The 20,480-nt window shown below is 63.2% G+C and carries 18 protein-coding genes and 2 tRNA genes; 3 read left to right on the top strand and 17 right to left on the bottom strand.

Annotated features, from left to right (window positions below):
- Positions 1 to 11: 11 nt before the first annotated feature.
- From infB to HND92_RS07270, 9 genes are all read right to left on the bottom strand, one after another.
- Positions 12 to 2,843 (bottom strand): translation initiation factor IF-2, encoded by a 2,832-nt coding sequence (gene infB / locus HND92_RS07310; RefSeq protein WP_172206632.1) that lies wholly within the window; start codon positions 2,841 to 2,843, stop codon positions 12 to 14.
- 24 nt (positions 2,844 to 2,867) lie between these two features.
- Positions 2,868 to 4,352 (bottom strand): transcription termination factor NusA, encoded by a 1,485-nt coding sequence (gene nusA / locus HND92_RS07305; protein WP_172206631.1) that lies wholly within the window; start codon positions 4,350 to 4,352, stop codon positions 2,868 to 2,870.
- A gap of 69 nt (positions 4,353 to 4,421) precedes the next feature.
- Positions 4,422 to 5,015 carry a ribosome maturation factor RimP gene (gene rimP / locus HND92_RS07300; RefSeq protein ID WP_172206630.1) on the bottom strand — a complete coding sequence of 198 codons (594 nt, stop codon included), beginning with the start codon at positions 5,013 to 5,015 and terminating at the stop codon, positions 4,422 to 4,424.
- Between the two features lie 188 nt (positions 5,016 to 5,203).
- Positions 5,204 to 5,593 (bottom strand): thioredoxin domain-containing protein, encoded by a 390-nt coding sequence (locus HND92_RS07295; RefSeq protein ID WP_047350596.1) that lies wholly within the window; start codon positions 5,591 to 5,593, stop codon positions 5,204 to 5,206.
- Positions 5,594 to 5,603: 10 nt separating this feature from the next.
- Positions 5,604 to 6,878 carry a cytochrome c gene (locus HND92_RS07290; RefSeq protein ID WP_172206629.1) on the bottom strand — a complete coding sequence of 425 codons (1,275 nt, stop codon included), beginning with the start codon at positions 6,876 to 6,878 and terminating at the stop codon, positions 5,604 to 5,606.
- A complete protein-coding gene (locus HND92_RS07285) occupies positions 6,875 to 7,561 on the bottom strand; it encodes a cytochrome c4 (RefSeq protein ID WP_172206628.1) in 687 nt (228 codons plus the stop codon). Before HND92_RS07285 ends, HND92_RS07290 begins: the two co-directional genes overlap by 4 nt.
- A gap of 43 nt (positions 7,562 to 7,604) precedes the next feature.
- The gene (locus HND92_RS07280) at positions 7,605 to 8,360 is read right to left on the bottom strand and encodes an SDR family oxidoreductase (RefSeq protein ID WP_047350557.1); all 756 of its coding nucleotides are present in this window, start codon (positions 8,358 to 8,360) and stop codon (positions 7,605 to 7,607) included.
- 41 nt (positions 8,361 to 8,401) lie between these two features.
- Entirely contained in the window at positions 8,402 to 10,696 is a 2,295-nt protein-coding gene (gene rnr / locus HND92_RS07275; protein WP_015912875.1) for a ribonuclease R, read from the bottom strand.
- A 46-nt stretch (positions 10,697 to 10,742) separates the two neighbouring features.
- Positions 10,743 to 11,861, bottom strand: coding sequence for an IS630 family transposase (locus tag HND92_RS07270; protein WP_231403305.1), 1,119 nt, complete (start codon positions 11,859 to 11,861; stop codon positions 10,743 to 10,745).
- 6 nt (positions 11,862 to 11,867) lie between these two features.
- Between HND92_RS07270 and HND92_RS07265 the strand changes: the two genes are divergently transcribed.
- From HND92_RS07265 to HND92_RS07255, 3 genes are all read left to right on the top strand, one after another.
- Positions 11,868 to 11,966: transfer RNA gene (locus HND92_RS07265), tRNA-Leu, on the top strand.
- Between the two features lie 180 nt (positions 11,967 to 12,146).
- Positions 12,147 to 12,231 (top strand) — tRNA-Leu (locus tag HND92_RS07260).
- A 117-nt stretch (positions 12,232 to 12,348) separates the two neighbouring features.
- Entirely contained in the window at positions 12,349 to 12,723 is a 375-nt protein-coding gene (locus HND92_RS07255; protein ID WP_011805764.1) for a hypothetical protein, read from the top strand.
- A gap of 57 nt (positions 12,724 to 12,780) precedes the next feature.
- On the opposite strand, the gene HND92_RS07250 is transcribed toward HND92_RS07255, so the two are convergent.
- The 8 genes from HND92_RS07250 to bamA are packed head-to-tail and all read right to left on the bottom strand — an operon-like array spanning position 12,781 to position 20,459.
- Entirely contained in the window at positions 12,781 to 13,563 is a 783-nt protein-coding gene (locus HND92_RS07250) for an RNA methyltransferase (RefSeq protein WP_172206627.1), read from the bottom strand.
- A 30-nt stretch (positions 13,564 to 13,593) separates the two neighbouring features.
- The gene (gene rnhB / locus HND92_RS07245; protein WP_011805766.1) at positions 13,594 to 14,223 is read right to left on the bottom strand and encodes a ribonuclease HII; all 630 of its coding nucleotides are present in this window, start codon (positions 14,221 to 14,223) and stop codon (positions 13,594 to 13,596) included.
- Positions 14,198 to 15,355, bottom strand: a complete 1,158-nt coding sequence (gene lpxB, locus HND92_RS07240; RefSeq protein WP_172206626.1) for a lipid-A-disaccharide synthase — start codon at positions 15,353 to 15,355, stop codon at positions 14,198 to 14,200. The genes rnhB and lpxB overlap by 26 nt, the downstream gene beginning before the upstream one ends.
- 15 nt (positions 15,356 to 15,370) lie before the next feature.
- On the bottom strand, positions 15,371 to 16,162 hold the full coding sequence (gene lpxA, locus HND92_RS07235) for an acyl-ACP--UDP-N-acetylglucosamine O-acyltransferase (protein ID WP_011805768.1): 792 nt from the start codon (positions 16,160 to 16,162) through the stop codon (positions 15,371 to 15,373).
- Between the two features lie 17 nt (positions 16,163 to 16,179).
- Positions 16,180 to 16,620 (bottom strand): 3-hydroxyacyl-ACP dehydratase FabZ, encoded by a 441-nt coding sequence (gene fabZ, locus HND92_RS07230; protein ID WP_011805769.1) that lies wholly within the window; start codon positions 16,618 to 16,620, stop codon positions 16,180 to 16,182.
- A gap of 15 nt (positions 16,621 to 16,635) precedes the next feature.
- The gene (gene lpxD / locus HND92_RS07225) at positions 16,636 to 17,616 is read right to left on the bottom strand and encodes a UDP-3-O-(3-hydroxymyristoyl)glucosamine N-acyltransferase (RefSeq protein WP_172206625.1); all 981 of its coding nucleotides are present in this window, start codon (positions 17,614 to 17,616) and stop codon (positions 16,636 to 16,638) included.
- Positions 17,617 to 17,640: 24 nt separating this feature from the next.
- On the bottom strand, positions 17,641 to 18,162 hold the full coding sequence (locus HND92_RS07220) for an OmpH family outer membrane protein (protein ID WP_015912870.1): 522 nt from the start codon (positions 18,160 to 18,162) through the stop codon (positions 17,641 to 17,643).
- A complete protein-coding gene (gene bamA, locus HND92_RS07215) occupies positions 18,162 to 20,459 on the bottom strand; it encodes an outer membrane protein assembly factor BamA (protein WP_011805772.1) in 2,298 nt (765 codons plus the stop codon). Before bamA ends, HND92_RS07220 begins: the two co-directional genes overlap by 1 nt.
- Positions 20,460 to 20,480: the final 21 nt, after the last annotated feature.

Raw genomic sequence — 20,480 nt, 5'->3', positions numbered from 1 at the left:
TCGTGCGGACCTTACAGCGTGCGTGCGATTTCCTTGATCTCGAAGAACTCCAGCTGATCACCTTCCTTGATGTCGTTGTAGTTCTTGAGCTTGATACCGCACTCGAAGCCTTCCTTGACTTCCTTGACGTCGTCCTTCATGCGGCGCACCGATTCCACATCGCCCGTGTAGATGACGATGTTGTCGCGCAGCAGGCGGAACTTGCAGTTGCGCGTGACCTGGCCCGACGTGATGTACGAACCCGCCACGGTACCGATCTTGGAGGCCACGAACACGGTACGGATCTCGGCCGTGCCGATGGCTTCTTCGCGCTGTTCGGGCGCCAGCATGCCGGACATCGCTGCCTTCACTTCATCCACGGCGTCGTAGATGATGTTGTAGTAGCGGATGTCCACGTCGTTGCCTTCGGCCGTTTTGCGGGCCTGCGCATCGGCGCGCACGTTGAAGCCAATAACGATGGCCTTGGAGGCGATCGCCAGGTTGACGTCCGACTCGCTGATGCCGCCCACGCCGGAGTACACGATCTGCACGCGGATCTCTTCGGTGGAGAGCTTGAGCAGCGAAGCCGCCAGCGCCTCTTGGGAGCCCTGCACGTCCGCCTTGATGATCAGCGGCAGGGTCTGCACCTCGCCCGCCCCCATCTCGGCAAACATGTTCTCCAGCTTGGCCGCCTGTTGCTTGGCCAGCTTGGTGTTGCGGAACTTGCCAGCGCGGTACGTCGCGATCTCGCGGGCGCGGCGTTCGTCCTGCAGCACCATGAAGTCGTCGCCCGCCTGGGGCACTTCGTTCAGGCCTTGGATCTCCACCGGGATCGACGGGCCGGCTTCCTTGGTCTGCTTGCCGTCTTCGTCCAGCATGGCGCGCACGCGGCCGAAAGTCTGGCCTGCCAGCACCACATCGCCCACCTTGAGCGTACCGGACTGCACCAGCACGGTGGCCACGGACCCGCGGCCCTTGTCCAGCTGGGCCTCGATGACGATACCCTTGGCAGCCGCATCGACGGGAGCCTTGAGTTCCAGCACCTCGGCCTGCAGCAGAACCTGCTCCAGCAGAGCATCAATGCCCATTCCCGTCTTGGACGACACGGCCACGAACGGCGAATCGCCGCCATATTCTTCAGGCACCACCTGCTCGCCCACCAGTTCCTGCTTGACGCGCTCGATGTTGGCCTCGGGCTTGTCTGCCTTGGTAAGCGCCACCACGATGGGAACACCAGCCGCCTTCGCGTGCTTGATGGCTTCCTTGGTCTGGGGCATCACGCCGTCGTCTGCCGCACACACCAGAATCACGATGTCGGTGGCCTGGGCGCCGCGCGCACGCATGGCCGTGAAGGCCTCGTGGCCCGGCGTGTCCAGGAACGTGACGATACCGCGTGGCGTCTCCACATGGTAGGCGCCGATGTGCTGGGTAATGCCGCCAGCTTCGCCAGAGGCTACCTTGCTGCGCCGGATGTAGTCCAGCAGCGAGGTCTTGCCGTGGTCCACGTGGCCCATCACCGTCACCACGGGGGCGCGGGACAGTTGTTCGGCATCCTGGCTGGACACTTCCTCGGCGGTGAAGGCTTCCGGATCATCCAGAGCGGCCACCTTCGCGGTGTGGCCCATTTCCTCCACCACGATCATGGCGGTGTCCTGGTCCAGCGGCTGGTTGATGGTGACCATCTGGCCCATCTTCATGAGCGACTTGATCACTTCGGAAGCCTTGATGGCCATCTTGTGCGCCAACTCGGCCACCGTGATGGTCTCGGGCACATAGACCTCGAGCACGCGGAACTCTGTGGCTGCCTGCTGCTGGCGCTGGTCGTCGCGGTCATTGCCGCGGCGGCCGCGGGGGCCGCCACGCCAGTTGTTGCGCCCCACGCCGCCACTGCTGTCGCCGCGGGTCTTGATTTCCTTCTTCTTGGTCGTGTCGTTGGCCCAGCTGGACGACAGCTTGGCCGACTTGACCTCCTTGCCCGCCCCGCCTGGCGCCGATGGCGCAGCGGTGCGCGCGCCCGTGCCGGAACCGGTGGCGGGTTTGTGCAGCGTACCCTTCTTGGCTTCCCCGGAAGCTCCCGCCTTGGCGGCAGGCTTGGGTTCCTCGGGCTTCTTCGCCACGAGCACCTTCTTGGGGGCAGCCATCATTGCGCGAATGGCCTCGGCCTCGGCAAGCGCCTTGCGGCGGCGCTCGTCCAGGTCGGCCGCACGCGCGGTTTCTTCCGCCGCGCGTGCCTTGGATTCTTCATCGGCCTTTGCCCGGGCATCGGCCTGCGCCTTCGCACGTTCTTCGGCCTCCACGGCAGCTTCGCGCTGCGCCTCGGCACGCTCCGCAGACTCCTGCGCCTTCTTTTCCGCCTGCTGGGCGGCATAGGCGGCAGCGCGTTCTTCGGCTTCGCGCTCGCGGCGCTCGCGCTCTTCACGCTCGCGGCGTGTCAAGGCCAACTCTTCCTCCTGGCGGCGAATCAGCTCTGCCTGACGGCGCGCCTCTTCCTCGCGGCGCACGAGCTCGAGATCCTCCGCCGAAGGAGCGGATTCAGTCGCATCGGAAGGCGCGTCGACACTGTCGTCACGCTTGATGAAAGTACGCTTCTTACGCACTTCGACCTGGATCGTGCGTGCCTTGCCAGAAGCGTCGGCCTGCTTGATCTCGCTGGTGGACTTCTTGACCAGGGTGATCTTTTTGCGGTCACCCCCCGCAGTGCCATGACTGGCCTGCAGGTGGGCCAGCAGCTTTTGCTTGTCGGCTTCGTTTAGAACGTCCGACGGCGACGCCTTGACCACACCGGCGGACTTCAGCTGGTCCAGCAAGGTTTCAGGCGATTTCTTGAGCTCTGCAGCGAACTCAGCAACAGTGTTACTCGACATATTGTGTTCGAACCTCCCTGACCCTTACTCTTGCCCCGTGAACCAGTGCTCGCGCGCCTTCATGATCAAGGCGGTCGCATCTTCGGCAGACTGGCCGGTCAGCTCGGTCAGTTCGTCAATGGCCAAATCGGCCAGGTCGTCACGCGTATGCACGCCGCCTTCCGCCAACTTGGCGATCAGTTCGGGCGTCAGACCTTCGAGGTCACGCAGGTCTTGCGATACGCTTTCCACGCTTTCTTCACGAACGATTTCCATGGTGAGCAGCGCATCCTTGGCACGTGCGCGCAGCTCGTTCACCGTGTCCTCGTCGAAGCTCTCGATCTCCAGCATTTCCTGCAGCGGCACATAGGCCACTTCCTCGAGGCTGGCAAAGCCCTCCTCGATCAGGATGTTGGCGATCTCCTCATCCACATCCAGCTTCTCCATGAACAGGCGACGCGCGGCATCGGTTTCATTGGCCTGCTTCTGCGCGGATTCGGCCGCATCCATGATGTTGATCTTCCAGCCCGTGAGGTCGGACGCCAGGCGCACGTTCTGGCCGCCGCGTCCGATGGCGATGGCGAGGTTTTCCTCGTCCACCACGACGTCCATGGCATGCTTCTCTTCGTCGACCACGATGGAGGTCACGTTGGCCGGAGCAAGCGCGCCGATCACGAACTGCGCAGGGTCGTCGGACCACAGCACGATGTCCACGCGCTCCCCCGCCAGTTCGTTGGTCACGGCGTTCACACGCGTTCCGCGCACGCCCACGCAGGTGCCGATGGGGTCCACGCGCTTGTCATGGCTGAGCACAGCGATCTTCGCGCGGCTGCCGGGGTCACGGGCACAGCTTTTGATCTCCAGCAGGCCCTGCTCGATCTCGGGCACCTCGTTGCGGAACAACTCGATCATGAACTCCGGCGCGGAGCGCGAGAGGATGATGGGTGCTCCGCGCAGCGTGAGGTCCACCTCCATGATCAGGGCGCGCACACGGTCTCCATTGCGCAGGTTTTCCTTCGGGATCATCTCGCCGCGACGCAGGCGCCCTTCCACCCGGCCGCTCTCGACGATGATGTCGCCCTTGTCCATGCGTTTCACCGTGCCGGTGAAAATTTTCTCGCCGCGTGACATGAAATCGTTGAGCAGCATCTCGCGTTCGACATCGCGGATCTTCTGCAGGATCACCTGCTTGGCCGCCATGGCCCCGATGCGGCCGATCGGCACCGACTCGACGGCTTCCTCGATGTACTCCCCCACCTCGATATCGGCCACCCGTTCGCGGGCATCCATCAGCAGCTCTTCGGCGTCGGGGTTCTGCAATCCGGCATCGTCGGGCACCACCAGCCAACGACGGAAAGTCTCGTATTCGCCGCTGTCGCGATCAATCGACACGCGGATGTCCACTTCACCCTGGTAGAGCTTCTTCGTGGCCTGTGCCAGAGCAGACTCCACAGCGCCCAGGACCACATCGCGCTCCACGTTCTTTTCGCGCGAAATGGCTTCTACCAACATCAACAACTCGCGATTCATGCGACGGCTCTCCTGTTTCTCAATTCCTGACGAACTGCCCGTTCAGAGGACAGTCCGGTTATGCAACCTTCAGCCCGGCTCCCCAGGCTTGGTCCCTCGTCCTTTGAAATCCACGATCGGCGCAAGCCGCGCCTCGCGCAACTCATCCAAAGTGAAACCAAGGGCCTGCAAAGGCGCTGGCACGCGCTTCTTGCTGATGCGCTGCCCCGGCTTCACGGGCGGCTCATCGCTCCAGACAATCTGCCAACCGCCCGAATCGGCACGCTCGAGTGCTCCCCGGAATTTCTTGCGGTTGGCATGCACTTGCCCTCCCGCCGCAGCGCCCATGGGCTGCTTGAGGGTGATGTCGATCACCTCGCCCTCGAAACGCTTGAAGTCCGCCTCGTTGCGCAACAAGCGGTCGATCCCAGGAGATGAGACTTCCAACCGCGTGTAGTCCACCCCTTCCACCTCCAGCGCGAACTGCAACTGACGGGTGACCTTTTCACAATCCTCTACGGTAATGAATTGCTCGACGCCTACGACAGCGGACACCTCATCCGTGGGCGGCACCCAAACCAGGTCAATGGTAATGCGCAGCAACCCTCCGGCGGAGCGCTCAATCTCCACCAGGTCATAGCCCAGCCCGGCCACGGTTTGTTCAACGATTTGCTGCAATGCCACGTGCGTGCGCTCTATCCAATTCCAAGTGAAGGCCCCGCCGGGGCCGGCAAGGCTGCAAAAACCAAAATCAAACGCCCAAAAAAAAGGGCGGTAAGTACCCGCCCGTTTTGGTCGTGAAGCCAGTATTGTAGCCAATATGCGAGGCACCTGCAAAGATCAAAGGCACGTATCTTGCGTTCGGGCGGGAATCAACCCTGGCGGCTTGACCGTATTCTCTCAAAAAGGTCCTGCGCTGCGCTGTCCATCGTGGCTACTTGGGAAGCCTGCTGCATGCTTTGAAGCATGCGCCCCAACACTGTGGCCTGAGGCAATAGGGGTCCCAGAAACCGTGCAGCCCTGCCATCGGCAATCAAGACAGTAGGAAAAGTCTCTACATCCAGGTCGCCGACCACTTCTTCCTCATCCTCCACATCCACCCATTCAAAGCGCATTTGCGGCCAAGCGCGCGCAGTTTGGTCGAAGGCTTGACGGTATTCACGGCATACACCGCACCATTGTGCGCACAGGCACACAACCCACCACTGCGGCGTTGCGCTGGCATGTGAAGCAGCATCCGGCAAAAAGGCTTCGGAGTCCATGAGAAGTTCCTTAAGAATCACGCCCCTCACGGGTCCGATGGACATCGATCGTATCGACCCTGGAAGCCGCATTACCCCAGGCGTTACGAATATATGAAAGCACATCCGCCACTTCTGCGTCACTCAAACGCTGCAGGAATGGCGGCATGCCATGGGGTTGCGGATTACCGCCGGTGGCTGGCAGATACCCGCCCCGCAGCACCATATGCACCAGATTGACAGGATTTTCCAGCATCACCGCCCGATTGCCTGCCAGCGGAGGAAAGGCCTCAGGATCGCCCTGGCCCTCGCCTCCATGGCACTGCATGCATTGACGCTCGTACGTGGCCCGCCCACGCTGCATCGACGCAGGTGAAGGGGGCCGCCGAGGCGCGGCGACCTTGTCCGTTGGCGGCAGCGCTTGCAGATAGTCCGCCATCGCTTGCAGATCGGCATCGCTCAAATACTGAAGGCTGTGGTAGACCACCTCCGCCATGGGGCCGGATACCGCGGCCCGGGGTGAGCGCCCCGCCCCCAGAAGCATGACCACATCCTGCCTGGGCCATTCCGCCACACCTCCTTCATTCGAGGTGGTGAGCGCTGGGGCGTACCAGCCTGCCGCCATCCCCCCGCTCAAACGCCCGTCTGTAGATACCGCCCCCATCGCGTTGCGCGGCGAATGGCATGCAGCACAGTGCCCGAGCCCCTGCACGAGATAGGCGCCTCGATTCCATTCCGCAGAGCGGGACGGTACGGGCTCGAATACACCAGGCCGAAAATACAACGCTCGCCACACTGCCAATGCCGCTTGGGTATTGAACGGGAAGCGCATGCGCGACGGCACGCTGGGTTGCACCACCGGCGGCAAGCTTTGCAAGAAGGCAAAGATGGCATCCGAGTCTTCACGGGTGACGCGCGTATAGCTGGGATAAGGAAAGGCCGGCGAAAGCAGCCTGCCATCGCGCGAACGGCCATTGTGCAGGGCACGCCAGAATTCCGATGCAGACCACGCTCCGATACCCGTTTCCCGGTCGGGTGTCAGGTTGGGGGCGTAAATCACGCCAAAAGGCGTCTCTATCCCACGGCCCCCTGCGAATGCCACGCCTCCTTGCCGGGTGTGGCAGGCGAGGCAGTTACCAGCACGTGCCAAGTACCGGCCTCTGGCAATGTCGAGAGAGGCCGTGGTGGTCACGCGTTCGGCGTGCGGCAGCGGAGCCTCATCCAGCCGGTTCAATACCCAGATCCCTCCCGCAACCAGCGCTACGGAAAGCCCCGCCGTCGCAAGCCTTTTGCGCCAAGCACTCATTGCACCTGCTCCGCGCCAGCCCGCAACGCCGGAGAATCCATGCCGCCACAGGGTATTGGCAGCGGCGCCTTGATTGCCGGCGCCGGTGTGAACCTTGAGGGAACAGGACGGGAGGACAGCCACGCCGCGATGGAACTTATATCGGCAGCGGTCAGTTTGCTGGCGATGCGCGCCATGCAATCTGGCGCATGGGCGCGCCGCAGACCGGTCTGCCAGGCCCCCAACTGGGCGCTCACATAATCGCGAGACAGTCCCAGCAACCCTGGAATGAAAGGCGCGACGCCCGCCAGAGCATCGCCATGGCACTGCACGCAGGCCGGCAATTGGCGGCTCGCATCCCCCCACAGCACAAGCCTCTCTCCCTGCGCCAGTGTGGCTGCTGATACAGCTGCAGCCACCGGTGGCGCATAAGGCAGGTCCAATCTTGCGAAGTAGTCCGCCATCTCCCGGAGATAGTCGTCCGTCAGATGCTGCAGCAAGTACGCCATCTGCGGATAGCTGCGCCGGCCATCCCGGAAATTGAGCAGTTGGTTGTGCAGATATCCCGCCGGCTTTCCCGCGATGCGAGGGAAATAACCGTCAGGAGTGGCACGCCCCTGCTTGCCATGGCACGCGGTGCAGGCCTGCACACGCGGCGCCATATCCACGGCCGGCGCGGCGGCCACCGAGGCAGCGAGCAGCATGCACAGCGCCCCTGCCGCGTGCAGCAAGGCGCGTATGAATTTCTCAACCACGTCCGACAAAAGGCATTTTGGTCGCCATGACGGTATGGAACAACACATTGGCCTCCAGCGGAAGATTGGCCATGTAAAGCACGGACTGCCCCACGATGTCCACGTCCATCAGAGGTTCCGCCGCAATCTGGCCATTGGCCTGTTGCACGCCCTGCGTCATGCGCTGGGCCAGCTCGGTCTGGGCGTTGCCGACATCGATTTGTCCCACCGCAATATCGTACTTGCGCCCATCGAGAGCCGCTGTCTTTGTCAGGCCCATCACCGCATGCTTGGTGGCGGTGTAGGCAATGGAGTTGGGCCGCGGGGCGTGCGCTGAAATCGAGCCGTTATTGATGATGCGCCCGCCCCGTGGCGACTGCGTCTTCATGACCCGAAAAGCGTTCTGCATGCAAAAGAACATGCCATTGAGGTTGACGTCGACCACCTGCCGCCACTGCTCCACCGCCAGATCCTCCAGCGGCACGGCGGGAGCACTCACGCCCGCATTGTTAAACAACAGATCCACGCGCCCGAACTGAAGCACAGCCCGGTCAAACAGCGTGCGCACCGCAGCGGGGTCGGACACATCGGTGGGAACGGCGAGCGCACGCACCCCACCCTCGGATTCGCCCACGACATCCTGCAATAGCGACTCACGCCGCCCAGCGAGAACAACGCTCCATCCATCGCGCAGCAGCGCCAAAGCCGCCGCCTTGCCAATCCCTGACCCAGCCCCCGTAACGATGGCCACCTTCGATGCTTTAACCATATGCGACGCTTGTCTCCTGTCCTTCTTACCCATCAATCTACTCAACCGCGGGATTTGCGGCCCTTAGAAGGGTTCTTGCCACCTGCCGCTTTTTTGCCGGCCAAGGCCTGCTTATGCGGGCGCCGCCGGCTCCCCTCCTCTCTGCTTTCCCGGGCCGTGGGCACCGAGGCGGATCGACCATCCAAGGCCGCTGCCGAGGAACCGCGTTTCGCGCCATCCCTGGACTTGGGGCCTTTGGTGGAGAAACCGTCGCCGGCTTCGTGCACCAGCCGGAAGTCGATCTTGCGGCCATCGAGGTCGACGCGGCTGACCTGAACACGCACGCGTGCACCAATCGCATAGCGGATACCCGTGCGCTCCCCCCGCAGTTCTTGCCGCGCCTCATCGAACTTGAAGTACTCCCCACCCAGTTCCGTGATGTGCACCAGCCCTTCCACATAGAGGGCATCAAGCGTCACGAAGATGCCGAAGCTCGTCACCGCGCTGACGACACCGCTGTACTCCTCACCCAGATGCTCACGCATGTACTGGCATTTGAGCCATGCTTCCACGTCACGACTGGCCTCGTCCGCACGGCGTTCGTTCGCACTGCAGTGCAGTCCCGCGGCCTCCCACGCCTGCGTCTCCCGGACGCTGATAACGCCACCCGTCTTGGAAGGGCGTGCAGAGGATTCCCCCCCCTTGGAAGCCAGACGCTTGGCCAGCTTGAACTGAGCCTCCCCCGGCGTCGGCAGCGCGGGCAGCACATATTTTGTGCCGCTCAAGATGGACTTGATCACGCGATGCACCAGCAGATCCGGGTAGCGGCGAATAGGACTGGTGAAGTGTGTATAGGCTTCGAATGCCAAACCGAAGTGACCGCTGTTGACAGGCGTGTAGATCGCCTGCTGCATCGAACGCAGCAGCATGGTGTGGATCTGCTGCGCATCCACCCGGTCCTTGGTGGCCTCGGCAATCGCCTGGAATTCTGCCGGCCGCGGGTCGTCCCCGATCGACATGCCAACACCCATGGCTTTGAGATATGCACGCAGGATCTCTTGCTTCTCCGGCGTAGGCCCCTCATGAACGCGATACAGCCCCGCCCGGCCGGCATGACCGATGAAATCGGCGCTGCAGACGTTGGCGGCGAGCATCGCCTCCTCAATCAGGCGGTGCGCCTCGGTGCGTACACGCGGGACGATTTTCTCGATACGGCCATTGTCATCACAGACGATTTGCGTCTCGGTCGTCTCGAAGTCCACGGCGCCGCGCGCCTGCCGCGCGGCCAGCAATGCGCGGTAGACCTCGTAGAGATTGAGCAGGTTGCCCACGCGCTCTTGATGCTTCAGCGCTTCCGGGCCGCGCGTATTGGCCAGCACCGCAGCCACCTCGGTATAGGTAAGCCGCGCGTGGCTGAGCATGACCGCAGGATAGAACTGATAGGCGTGAATTTCACCTTTGGCGGTAACCATCATGTCGCACACCATGCACAGGCGCTCGACATGGGGGTTCAGCGAGCACAGCCCGTTGGAGAGCTTCTCCGGCAGCATGGGGATAACGCGCCGCGGGAAATAAACGCTGGTCGCCCGGTCGTAGGCGTCAATATCGATGGCGTTGCCCGTCTCCACATAGTGGCTCACGTCCGCGATGGCCACGAGCAGGCGCCACCCCTTGGCGCGCCCGATCTTGGCGGGCTCGCAATACACCGCGTCGTCGAAGTCGCGCGCGTCTTCACCATCGATGGTGACCAGGGGGACATCTGTCAGATCAACGCGTCGACGCTTGTCCTGAGCGCGCACCTTGTCCGGCAGCGCCTTCGCCTGGTCAAGGCACGCTTCGGAGAATTCGTGCGGAACCCCGTATTTGCGCACGGCAATTTCCACCTCCATCCCGGGGTCATCTACCTCCCCCAGCACTTCGACCACCCGCCCCACGGGTTGCCCAAACAAAGCCGGCGGCTCGGTCAGTTCCACCACCACGACCTGTCCCGTCGCAGCAGCCCCCGTAGCACCCTTGGGAATCAGCACGTCCTGGCCGTACCGTTTGTCCTCAGGAGCGACCAGCCAGACACCGCTCTCCTGAAGAAGGCGCCCGATGATGGGTTGGGGCGGGCGCTCCAGAATCTCAACCACGCGGCCTTCAGGCCGGCCGCGCCGGTCCTGGCGCGCGATGCGCACGCGCACCCGGTCCTTGTGCAATACCGCCCGCATTTCATTGGCAGGAAGGTAGATGTCAGGCTGGCCGTCATCGCGCAGGACGAAGCCATGCCCGTCGCGGTGTCCCTGGACGGTGCCTTCGATCTCGTCCAGTGAAACTTTGGCGACGGATGATTCAGAGTGATTTTTTTTGATATACAATCTATGACTTTCCTGAAATGCCCAGGTGGCGGAATTGGTAGACGCACTAGTGTAGTGTTGCATTCTGTTTGGAACTTAATCGGCTATTGGCGCGGATGACCTTTTGCAGGATGTCGCGAGCGTTCTTGGTCCAGATGAACGGCTTGGGGTTGGTGTTGTGATGCGCGATGTACTCATCGATGGCCGAGACGAGTTCGGGCACGCTGGTGAACACCCCGCGGCGTAGCCGGTTCTCGGAGATGTCGCGAAAGAAGCGCTCGACCATGTTCAGCCACGATGCCGAGGTCGGCGTGAAGTGCATGTTGAATCTGGGGTGCTTGGCCAGCCACTCCTGCACAGCTGGATGCTTGTGCGTGGCGTAGTTGTCGGCGATCAGATGCAGCGTCTTGTCCTTGGGCGTCTCCCGATTGATTTGACGCAGGAACTTCAGCCACTCGATGTGGGTGTGGCGCTGCTGGCACTGGCCGATGACCTGACCGTTGAGCACGTTGAGCGCAGCGAACAAGGTGGTTGTGCCGTTGCGCTTGTAGTCGTGCGTCATGGTGGCCGCGCGCCCCTTCTTGAGCGGCAGCCCGGGCTGCGTTCGGTCCAGCGCCTGCACCTGGCTCTTTTCGTCGCAGCACAGCACCAGCGCATGCTCGGGCGGCGACATGTAAAGCCCCACGATGTCTTCGAGCTTTTGCACGAACTGCGGATCGCGCGAGACCTTGAAGCCGCGCACGATGTGAGGCTTGAGACCGTGGGCCTGCCAATGGCGCATCACGGTGCTGGCGCTGACGCCCAACTCAGCGGCCATCGTGCGCGTGCTCCAGTGCGTGGCCGCCTCGGGCTTGGTCTGTGTGGTTAGCTTCACAAGCTTGGCCACATCCACCTTCACCGGCGGTGCGCCGCGCGGCAAGTCGCGCTCGATACCTTGCAGCCCCAATTGCAGGTAGCGTTCACGCCAGCGCGCCACCTGCACGCGCCCAATGCCAAGCTGCTCGGCAATATCCTTGTTTTGCAGCCCCTGCGCGGCCAGCAGCACGATCTGGGCGCGCTGGGCCAATCTGACGCTGGTGCGCTTGGAGCGCGCCAGCCGGCTCAGCTCGCTTTCCTCTTCATCCGTCAACACAATCGTCGGGGCAACTCGCAATTTTTCACTCCAATGCAAACCGTAGTAGAGCATTGGAGCGTGGTTGCTCAATTAAGTTTCATTAAGAATCAAACACTACACTAGTTTCAGGTACTAGCGAGTAACATCGTGGAGGTTCGAGTCCTCTCCTGGGCACCAAGTTTAACGAGAACCCGCCAGGGTTCTGACAGCAAAGGCCGCTTCATTTGAAGTGGCCTTTTTTGTTATCTGCGTCTCAACAATGTGGGCATGTTGGAGCAGCGCGAGGGATACATAAAATTTTTGGAAATGCCGTTCAGGCGATCAAAAAGGCTCCTATAATCTGAGCTTCCCTGAAATGCCCAGGTGGCGGAATTGGTAGACGCACTAGTTTCAGGTACTAGCGAGTAACATCGTGGAGGTTCGAGTCCTCTCCTGGGCACCAAAGACAAGCAAAAGCCGCTGATTTTTTCAGCGGCTTTTTTGTTTGTAACGCCCCTGCAGGCCCGAGATTCAGTGCTGGCACAGCGAGCCACACAATAAACATTACCGGAGGAGAATCATGAAGCGACCCACTTTCGCCCTGCTGGGACTGATGCTCACACTGAGCGCTCCACATGCCCTGGCCCAAGATGCCGTGATCGGCCGGTATGGCCATCATGTGTATGTGATGGTGCCGACCGACAAGGCGGGCAACCGCGCCTATGTGCAGCGCGCCGCGGCCAATGCCTGCGAAGGCAAGAGCCTGTGCCATGCCTCCGTGTGGGCCGAGAGCCTGGACCGCCCCGAAGGCGCGCCGCCCCATCCGCGCTACGAAGAGAACAAGCTGGCGGCATTTCAACGCAACCGCAACGCCGGCGTGGAAGCAAGCCACTCGATCAATTGCCGGCTGTTCGCGCGCGACATCAATGTGCCCTGTCTCGCGGGCACTGAGTAGGCTCTCCCACCGATTCGCCCTACCGCCGGCGGACGTGCGGCCAGGGCCGTGAACGCCTCAGCCAGCCGAGTCGCGCGCCGCAGCGCTGGCATGGAGGCAGATGGCCGCGGCGGCCCCCACGTTGAGCGACTCCTCGCCCCCGGGCTGCGCAATGCGGATGTGGCGCCTCGCACGCTGCTGCAGGGCGGGCGAGACGCCCTGCCCTTCGTGGCCCATGATCCAGCCACACGGCCAGGGCAAGGCTGCGCGATGGAGGAAGTCGCCCTCGTGCGAGCTGGTTGCCAGCAACGGGACCTCCAGCCGGTCGATGTCTACGGGCGCCAACCCCTCGACCAGCCGCAGGGCGAAATGGGCGCCCATGCCCGCGCGCAGCACCTTGCCACTCCAGAGCGCAGCGGTGCCTTTCAGCGCCGCCACTTGAGTGAACCCGAATGCCGATGCGCTGCGCAGGATGGAGCCCACGTTACCCGCATCCTGCAGGCGGTCGAGCACGACAGTCGGCATCCTGCCGTCCAACCCCTCCGCTTCAGGCAGCGGCAACACAAACCCCATGGGCGCCGGAGATTCCAGAGCGCTGATGTCACTCCAGAGCACATCAGCGATCACTACATTTTTCGTAGCTGCTCGCGCATATTCAGCGGGCGCTTGGGGCCAAAATGACTCCGAAAACACCGCTACCGCTGGCTTTTGTCCACGCGCCAGCGCAGCGCTGCACAGATGATCTCCCTCCAGCCACACACGGCCCTGCTTGCGGTATGCGGAACTGTCCTGCGACAGGCGGCGCAACTCCTTGAGCAGTGCGTTGTCGCGCGATTGGATGAAAGCAGGCGTGGCGTGCATAGGAAACGCAAAGGGGGATAGCGATCTGACTCAGGCGGCGACGGGCGCCTGCAAGGCGCGCGCCACCGGCGCGAACGAGCGCCGGTGCTGGGGACAGGCCCCATGCACTTCCAGCGCGGCCAGGTGCTCTGCCGTGCCGTAGCCCTTATGGCCGGCAAAGCCATACACCGGGTATTGCTGGTGCAATTGCGCGCACCAGCGGTCGCGCGTGACCTTTGCAAGGATGGAGGCGGCTGAGATCGACGCGACCAGCGCATCGCCCTTGACGATGGCCTCCGCCGGAACGTCCAGCGGCGGCAAGCGATTGCCATCCACCAACACCCGCACCGGCTTCAGCCGCAGCCCCAGCACCGCACGGCGCATGGCCAGCATCGTGGCTTGCAGGATGTTGTGTTGATCGATCTCCTCCACCGATGCTTCCGCAATGCTGCAGCACAGCGCCTTGGCGCGGATCTCGTCGTAGAGTTTCTCGCGCCGTGCGGCCGTAAGCACCTTGGAGTCGGCCAGGCCGGCGATGGGCTGCAGGTCGTCCAGGATCACCGCAGCCGCCACCACGGGGCCGGCCAAGGGCCCGCGCCCGGCCTCATCCACGCCGGCGACGAGGCCGGGCGGATGCCAGTCCAGGGCGGCCTGTTCAAGCAAGGAGGTTCTGGATCGCATGGGCAGCCAGTCGCGGGGTATCGCGCTGCAGATCGTCGTGCAATGCCGTGAAGCGCTGTTCCAGCCGTTGGATACGGCCCGGATCCTGCAACCGCGCGTCCAGCCAGTCCTGGACCGCGGTGGCCAGTGCGTCGGGCGTCGCGGCGTCCTGCAACAGCTCGGGCACCACGAACTCCCTGCACAGGATGTTGGGCAAGCCCACCCAGGGCTGCAACTGCTTGCGGCGCATGAGGCGCCAACTGATCGGATGCATGTGGTAGGAGATGACCATCGGCCGCTTGAACAGCGCGGCCTCCAGCGTGGCAGTGCCACTGGCGATCAGCGTCACGTCGCAGGCCGCGAGCACCAGGTGCGATTGGCCCGTGACGATGGTCAGCGCATCCAGCACCCCGCATTCGCGCGCGATCTGCTCGATACGAGCCCTCAGGGCAGGCACCGCGGGTACTACTATTTTTATAGCTGGTCGCGCTTTTTTGATAAGCGCTGCAGCCTGAAAGAACGGCTTGGCAATGTAGGCCACCTCCGCCGAGCGACTGCCCGGCAGGATGGCCAGCACTTCATCGTGTACCGCCAGGCCCAGCTGTGCGCGTGCAGCCGCCTTGTCGGGCACCCGGGGGATGACACTGGCCAATGGGTGGCCGACATAGGTGGCGGCGATGCCCTGGCGCGCGAGCAGTTCCGGCTCAAACGGAAAGATGCACAGGACATGGTCCGCGCTGGCACGAATCTTCTCGACCCGATCGGCGCGCCACGCCCAGATCGAAGGGCAGACGAAGTGCACCGTCTTTATGCCGGCGGCACGCAGGTCCGCCTCCAACCCCAGGTTGAAATCGGGCGCATCCACGCCGATGAAGACGTCGGGCTTGTCCGCCAGCAATCTGGCACGCAGCTGCCGGCGAATCCGCAGAATGCCCAGCAGGCGCCGCACCAGCTCGACGCTGTAGCCGTGCACGGCCAGCCGTTCGCTGGGCCACCAGGCCTGAAAGCCCCGTTCCTGCATGCGGGGCCCGCCGATGCCCATGCTGGCCACGGCGGGCCACCGCGCACGCAGGCCGTCCAGTAGCAGGCCGGCCAGCAGGTCGCCGGAGGTTTCGCCAGCCACCATTGCGACGCGGGGAGACTCAGCCACCATGGCGCCAGTGGCGTCTCAGCGCGCGATACCGCGCTGCGACGCGATCACGAAATCACGCAGCAGGGCGATATCGCCTTCCGCCTCGGGATGCGAATGCGGCACGTCGGCCATGGCCGACAGCGCGGCCTCCAGCGTGAGGCCCTGGCGGTACAGCAGGCGGTAGGCCTGCTTGATGCCCGCCATGCGCTGCGCGGAAAAACCCCTCCGGCGCAGCCCTTCCAGGTTCAGCCCGCGCACGGCCAGCGGATTGCCGTCCACCATCATGAAGGGCGGAACATCTTGCGAGATGCGGCTGGCAAAGCCCGCCATGACGTGGGCGCCGATGCGTGAAAACTGGTGCACGCCGGTCAAGCCGCCGATGATGGCCTGGTCACCCACCTGCACATGTCCGGCCAGCGTGGCGTTGTTGGCCAGGATGGTCTGGTTGCCCACCACGCAGTCGTGCGCGATGTGCACATAGGCCATGATCCAGTTGTCGTCCCCGATGGTGGTGACGCCCCGGTCCTGCACGGTGCCGACGTTGAAGGTGCAGAACTCGCGGATGGTGTTGCGGTGGCCGATCTCCAAACGCGTGGGCTCGCCCGCGTATTTCTTGTCCTGCGGAGCTGCTCCCAGCGAACTGAACTGGAAGATGCGGTTGTCTTCGCCAATGCGCGTATGGCCCTCGATCACGCAGTGCGCGCCAATCGACGTGCGCGCGCCGATTTGCACGTGGGGGCCGATAACCGCATACGGCCCCACCGTAACAGTAGGGTCCAACTGCGCGGCCGCATCAACGAGGGCCGTGGAATGGATGTTGGGCGCCAAGCGAAATCCTCGGCCCGTCAGGCCACCGTGCGCATGGTGCACATGATCTCGGCCTCGCACGCGACGCTGTCGCCCACGCGCGCGACGCCCTTGAACTTGTAGATGCCGCCCTTGATGCGGTCCAGTTCCACGTCGAGGATGAGCTGATCGCCTGGCTCCACGGGGCGCTTGAAGCGCGCACCATCGATCCCGACGAAGTAAAAAACCTTGTCGTCGCCCGGCGCCTCACCCATCATGTCGAACGACAGCAAGCCCGCCGCCTGCGCGAGTGCTTCGAGAATCAACACCCCCGGCATCACCGGGCGTGCGGGGAAGTGCCCCGTGAAAAACGGCTCGTTGATGGTCACGTTCTTGATGGCCAGGATGCGCTTGCCGCGTTCGAGCTCATTCACCCGATCCACCAGCAGGAACGGATAGCGGTGGGGCAGGAGTTTGAGAATTTGGTGGATATCCATCATTTTTCTGTGAGCGGCCTAGCCGTCTTTTCGTGTTTGTTCGAGAGCCTTGATGCGTTCACGCAGCCGGTACAGCTGCCGCAGCGTGGCCGCGTTCTTTTCCCACTTCGCATTGTCGTCCATGGGAAACACCCCGGTGTACTGCCCCGGTTGCGTGATCGAGTGCGTCACCACCGTGTTGGTGGAGATGTGCACATTGTCCGCCAACTGCAGGTGCCCCACGATGGACGCGGCCCCTGCAATCGTGCAGTGCGCGCCGATGCGGGTGCTGCCCGCCACCGCGGAACAGCCCGCCATGGCGGTGTGGCGGCCGATGTGCACGTTGTGCGCAATCTGGATCAGGTTGTCGAGCTTGACGCCGTCTTCGATGACCGTGTCGTCGAGCGCTCCGCGGTCGATGCAGGTGTTCGCACCGATCTCCACATCGTTGCCGATGCGCACCGCGCCCAGTTGCTCGATCTTGATCCATTCGCCGCGCTGCTGCGCAAAGCCGAAGCCGTCGGCCCCGATGACCACGCCAGGGTGCAGGATGCAGCGCTCGCCAACCGTGCAACGCTCGCCGACCGTCACCCGCGACTTGAGCACCGTGTGCGCTCCAATCACTGCGCCGCGCTCGACCACGCACAGGGGACCGATGGAGGCCGTCGGGGCCACCCGGGCTTGAGGATCAACCACGGCGCTGGGGTGAATGCCCGCAGGCGCACCTTGGCCATGCGCGCGCACCCACAGCTGCGTCACGTGTGCAAAGTACGTGTAGGGCTGCTCCACAACGATGCAAGCGCCGCGCTCCAAGGCTGCATTGCGCATCGCGGGGGCCACAATGACACAGGCCGCCTGGGAGGCGGCCAGTTGTGACTGGTAGCGCGGATTGCTCAGGAAGGACAGGTCACCCGGGCCGGAGGATTCCAGCGGGGCGATGCGGAGGATTTCGGTATCCCTGTCCCCTCCTTCCAGGCTGCCCCCAAGTGCATCGACGATCTGCCCGAGTCGCAAGCTCACGCGCTACTGCCTCGTGCCGGTGCTTTACTTGCCGCCGTTGGCAGCGTTCATCGCCTTGATCACCTTGTCGGTGATGTCGTGCTTGGGATTGATGTAGACGGCCTCCTGCAGGATCACGTCGTACTTCTCCTGCTCGGCCACCTGCTTGACGACGCGGTTCGCACGCTCGAGCACCTGGCCCAGTTCCTCGTTCTTGCGCGCGCCCAGGTCCTCCTGGAATTCGCGGCGCTTGCGCTGGAATTCGCGGTCCTGGTCCACCAACTGGCGTTGCCGTGCGGTGCGCTGGCTCTCGGCCATCGTGGGCGCCTCACGCTCGAACTTCTCGGTGGCGGACTTGAGCGAATTGCCCATGTCCACCAGTTCTTTCTCCCGGCGGGAGAACTCCTGCTCCAGCTTGGCCTGCGCCGCCTTGGCGGTGTTGGCTTCGCGGAAGATGCGGTCGGTATTCACAAAGCCGGCCCTGAACTCCTGTGCCTGTGCAGGCACGGCGGCAGCCAGGGAGCCCAACAGGACGACCAGGGGAATGTGGCGGGAAAGGGATTTCATTAGAAAGACGTTCCGATCTGGAATTGCAGTTTCTGGATTTTATCGCCGGCGAACTTGCGCACCGGTTGCGCGATGGCGATACGTAGCGGGCCCAGCGGGGAAATCCAGCTCAGGCCCAGACCAGCCGAGACGCGCATGTCGCCCAGCTCCCAGCTCTCATCCTCGCCGTACACGTTGCCCGCGTCCACGAAAGTGAACCAGCGCAGCGTGCGGTCGTTGCCGGCGCCGGGGAACGGCGCGATGAGTTCGGCATTCAGCGTGATCTTCTTGGGGCCGCCCAGCGACGCACCGGTCACGTCCCGCGGACCCAGTGTGCCCTGGTCGAAGCCGCGCACCGAGCCCAGGCCGCCGGAGTAGAAATTCTTGAACACCGGGAAGGGACGGCCATTCATGCCCTTGCCTAAGCCCAACTCGCCGTTGAAGGCAATGGTGAACTGCTTGTTCAAGGGAATGTACTGCTGGTATTGGTAGTTGGCTCGCACATAGCGCGCATCGCCGGCCACGGACCATTCGGAGTTCAGGCGCTGGTACCGCCCGGAGTTCGGTGCCAACGCACTGTCACGGTCATCGCGCGACCAGCCAATGGTGAGCGGCACGGATAGGCTGGTTTCACCAAACTGCTGCGCATAGGCGAGGTAGGCGGCGGGGATATTGGTACCGGCCTTGATGCGCGTCTGCTCCACTCCCCCCCCGAAGAACACGGTGTCGGTCTCGCTGAAGGGTATGCCCAAGCGCACACTGGTGCCCGCGGTGACCAGCTCATAGTTGCCGCCCTGGTCTTCGTAGGGCTTGGCCGTGCGGTAGTACACGTCGAAGGTACGGGAGATGCCATCCTGCGTGAAGTACGGATCGGTGGTGGAGAACACCAGCGTGCGACGGTACTTGCTGGTGTTGACGTCCACGCCAAGGTAGTTGCCTGAACCGAAGACGTTCTCCTGCTTGATGGCAAACGACACCGAGACCTTCTCGGCGCTGGAAAAGCCCGCCCCCAGTTGCAGCGATCCCGTAGGCTTCTCGGCCACGTTCACCACCAGGTCCACCTGGTCGGGCGCGCCCGGCACCTCCTGGGTTTCCACATTCACCTCAGTGAAATAGCCCAGGCGGTCCACGCGGTCGCGCGACAGCTTGATCTTGTCGCCGTCGTACCAGGAGGCTTCAAACTGGCGGAATTCGCGGCGGATGACTTCGTCGCGGGTGCGGTTGTTGCCGCTCACGTTGATCCGGCGCACATAGGCGCGGCGCGAGGGCTCTGCACGCAGCACCAGGGCCACGCGGTTGTTCTCGCGGTCGATCTCGGGCACGGCCTCCACACGCGCGAAGGCGAAGCCGAAGTTCCCGAAGTGGTCAGTGAAAGCCTTGGTGGTTTCGGCCACCTTGTCGGCGTTGTAGGGCTCGCCAGGGCGGATGGTGATGAGCGACTTGAACTCGTCATCGCGGTCCAGGTAGTTGCCTTCCAACTTCACTCCTGAAACCACATAGCTCTGGCCTTCGTTCACGTTGACGGTGATCGAGATGTCCTGCTTGTCGGGCGAGATTGCCACCTGCGTGGACTCGATGCGGAACTCCAGGAAGCCGCGCGCCAGATAGTACGAGCGCAGCGTCTCCAGGTCTGCATTGAGCTTGGCGCGCGAATAGCGGTTGGATTTGGTGTACCAGCTCATCCAGCCGCCCGTGTCCTGGTCGAACAGCCCCTTGAGCGTGGATTCGCTGAAGGCCTTGTTGCCGACGATGCGGATTTCCTTGATCTTGGCGGGCTCGCCCTCGGTGACGGTGAAGGTGAGGTTGACGCGGTTGCGCTCGATCGGCGTGACGGTGGTCACCACCTCCGCGCCGTACAGGCTGCGGTTGATGTACTGGCGCTTGAGTTCCTGCTCGGCGCGGTCGGCCAGGGCCTTGTCGAAGGGGCGCCCCTCGGTCAAACCCACGTCGCGCATGGCCTTCTTGAGGGTGTCCTTGTCGAACTCCTTGGTGCCGGCGAAATCCACGTCGGCGATGGTCGGGCGCTCTTCCACCACCACCACCAGCACGTTGCCGGAAGCCTCCAGGCGCACGTCCTTGAACAGGCCAAGGGCAAACAGCGCGCGGATGGCTGCTGCACCCTTGTCGTCGTTGTACTCGTCACCCACGCGCAGCGGCAACGACGCGAAGATGGTGCCCGGCTCCACACGTTGCAGGCCTTCCACACGGATGTCCTGCACCTTGAACGGCGCCAGCGCCCATGCGGCTTGGGAGGCAAAAACCATGGCTGCGAGGGCGGATGCCGTACGCACGCCCAGGCGATTGATATGTTTTCTCATGGATGAAGCTGGAGCCGACAG

The organism is Diaphorobacter sp. JS3050, from assembly GCF_013154915.1.
GTDB classification, from domain to species: domain Bacteria; phylum Pseudomonadota; class Gammaproteobacteria; order Burkholderiales; family Burkholderiaceae_C; genus Diaphorobacter; species Diaphorobacter nitroreducens.
This window is presented reverse-complemented; position numbering and strand designations above follow the sequence as displayed.

Excerpts from the sequence above, each read along its gene's own strand:
- infB (WP_172206632.1), bottom strand. The coding sequence starts at position 2,843 with ATGTCGAGTAACACTGTTGCTGAGTTCGCTGCAGAGCTCAAGAAATCG.
- nusA (WP_172206631.1), bottom strand. The coding sequence starts at position 4,352 with ATGAATCGCGAGTTGTTGATGTTGGTAGAAGCCATTTCGCGCGAAAAG.
- HND92_RS07295 (WP_047350596.1), bottom strand. The coding sequence starts at position 5,593 with ATGGACTCCGAAGCCTTTTTGCCGGATGCTGCTTCACATGCCAGCGCA.
- HND92_RS07290 (WP_172206629.1), bottom strand. The coding sequence starts at position 6,878 with ATGAGTGCTTGGCGCAAAAGGCTTGCGACGGCGGGGCTTTCCGTAGCG.
- HND92_RS07285 (WP_172206628.1), bottom strand. The coding sequence starts at position 7,561 with ATGCTGCTCGCTGCCTCGGTGGCCGCCGCGCCGGCCGTGGATATGGCG.
- HND92_RS07280 (WP_047350557.1), bottom strand. The coding sequence starts at position 8,360 with ATGGTTAAAGCATCGAAGGTGGCCATCGTTACGGGGGCTGGGTCAGGG.
- HND92_RS07270 (WP_231403305.1), bottom strand. The coding sequence starts at position 11,861 with ATGCTCTACTACGGTTTGCATTGGAGTGAAAAATTGCGAGTTGCCCCG.
- HND92_RS07255 (WP_011805764.1), top strand. The coding sequence starts at position 12,349 with ATGAAGCGACCCACTTTCGCCCTGCTGGGACTGATGCTCACACTGAGC.
- HND92_RS07250 (WP_172206627.1), bottom strand. The coding sequence starts at position 13,563 with ATGCACGCCACGCCTGCTTTCATCCAATCGCGCGACAACGCACTGCTC.
- rnhB (WP_011805766.1), bottom strand. The coding sequence starts at position 14,223 with ATGCGATCCAGAACCTCCTTGCTTGAACAGGCCGCCCTGGACTGGCAT.
- lpxB (WP_172206626.1), bottom strand. The coding sequence starts at position 15,355 with ATGGTGGCTGAGTCTCCCCGCGTCGCAATGGTGGCTGGCGAAACCTCC.
- fabZ (WP_011805769.1), bottom strand. The coding sequence starts at position 16,620 with ATGATGGATATCCACCAAATTCTCAAACTCCTGCCCCACCGCTATCCG.
- HND92_RS07220 (WP_015912870.1), bottom strand. The coding sequence starts at position 18,162 with ATGAAATCCCTTTCCCGCCACATTCCCCTGGTCGTCCTGTTGGGCTCC.
- bamA (WP_011805772.1), bottom strand. The coding sequence starts at position 20,459 with ATGAGAAAACATATCAATCGCCTGGGCGTGCGTACGGCATCCGCCCTC.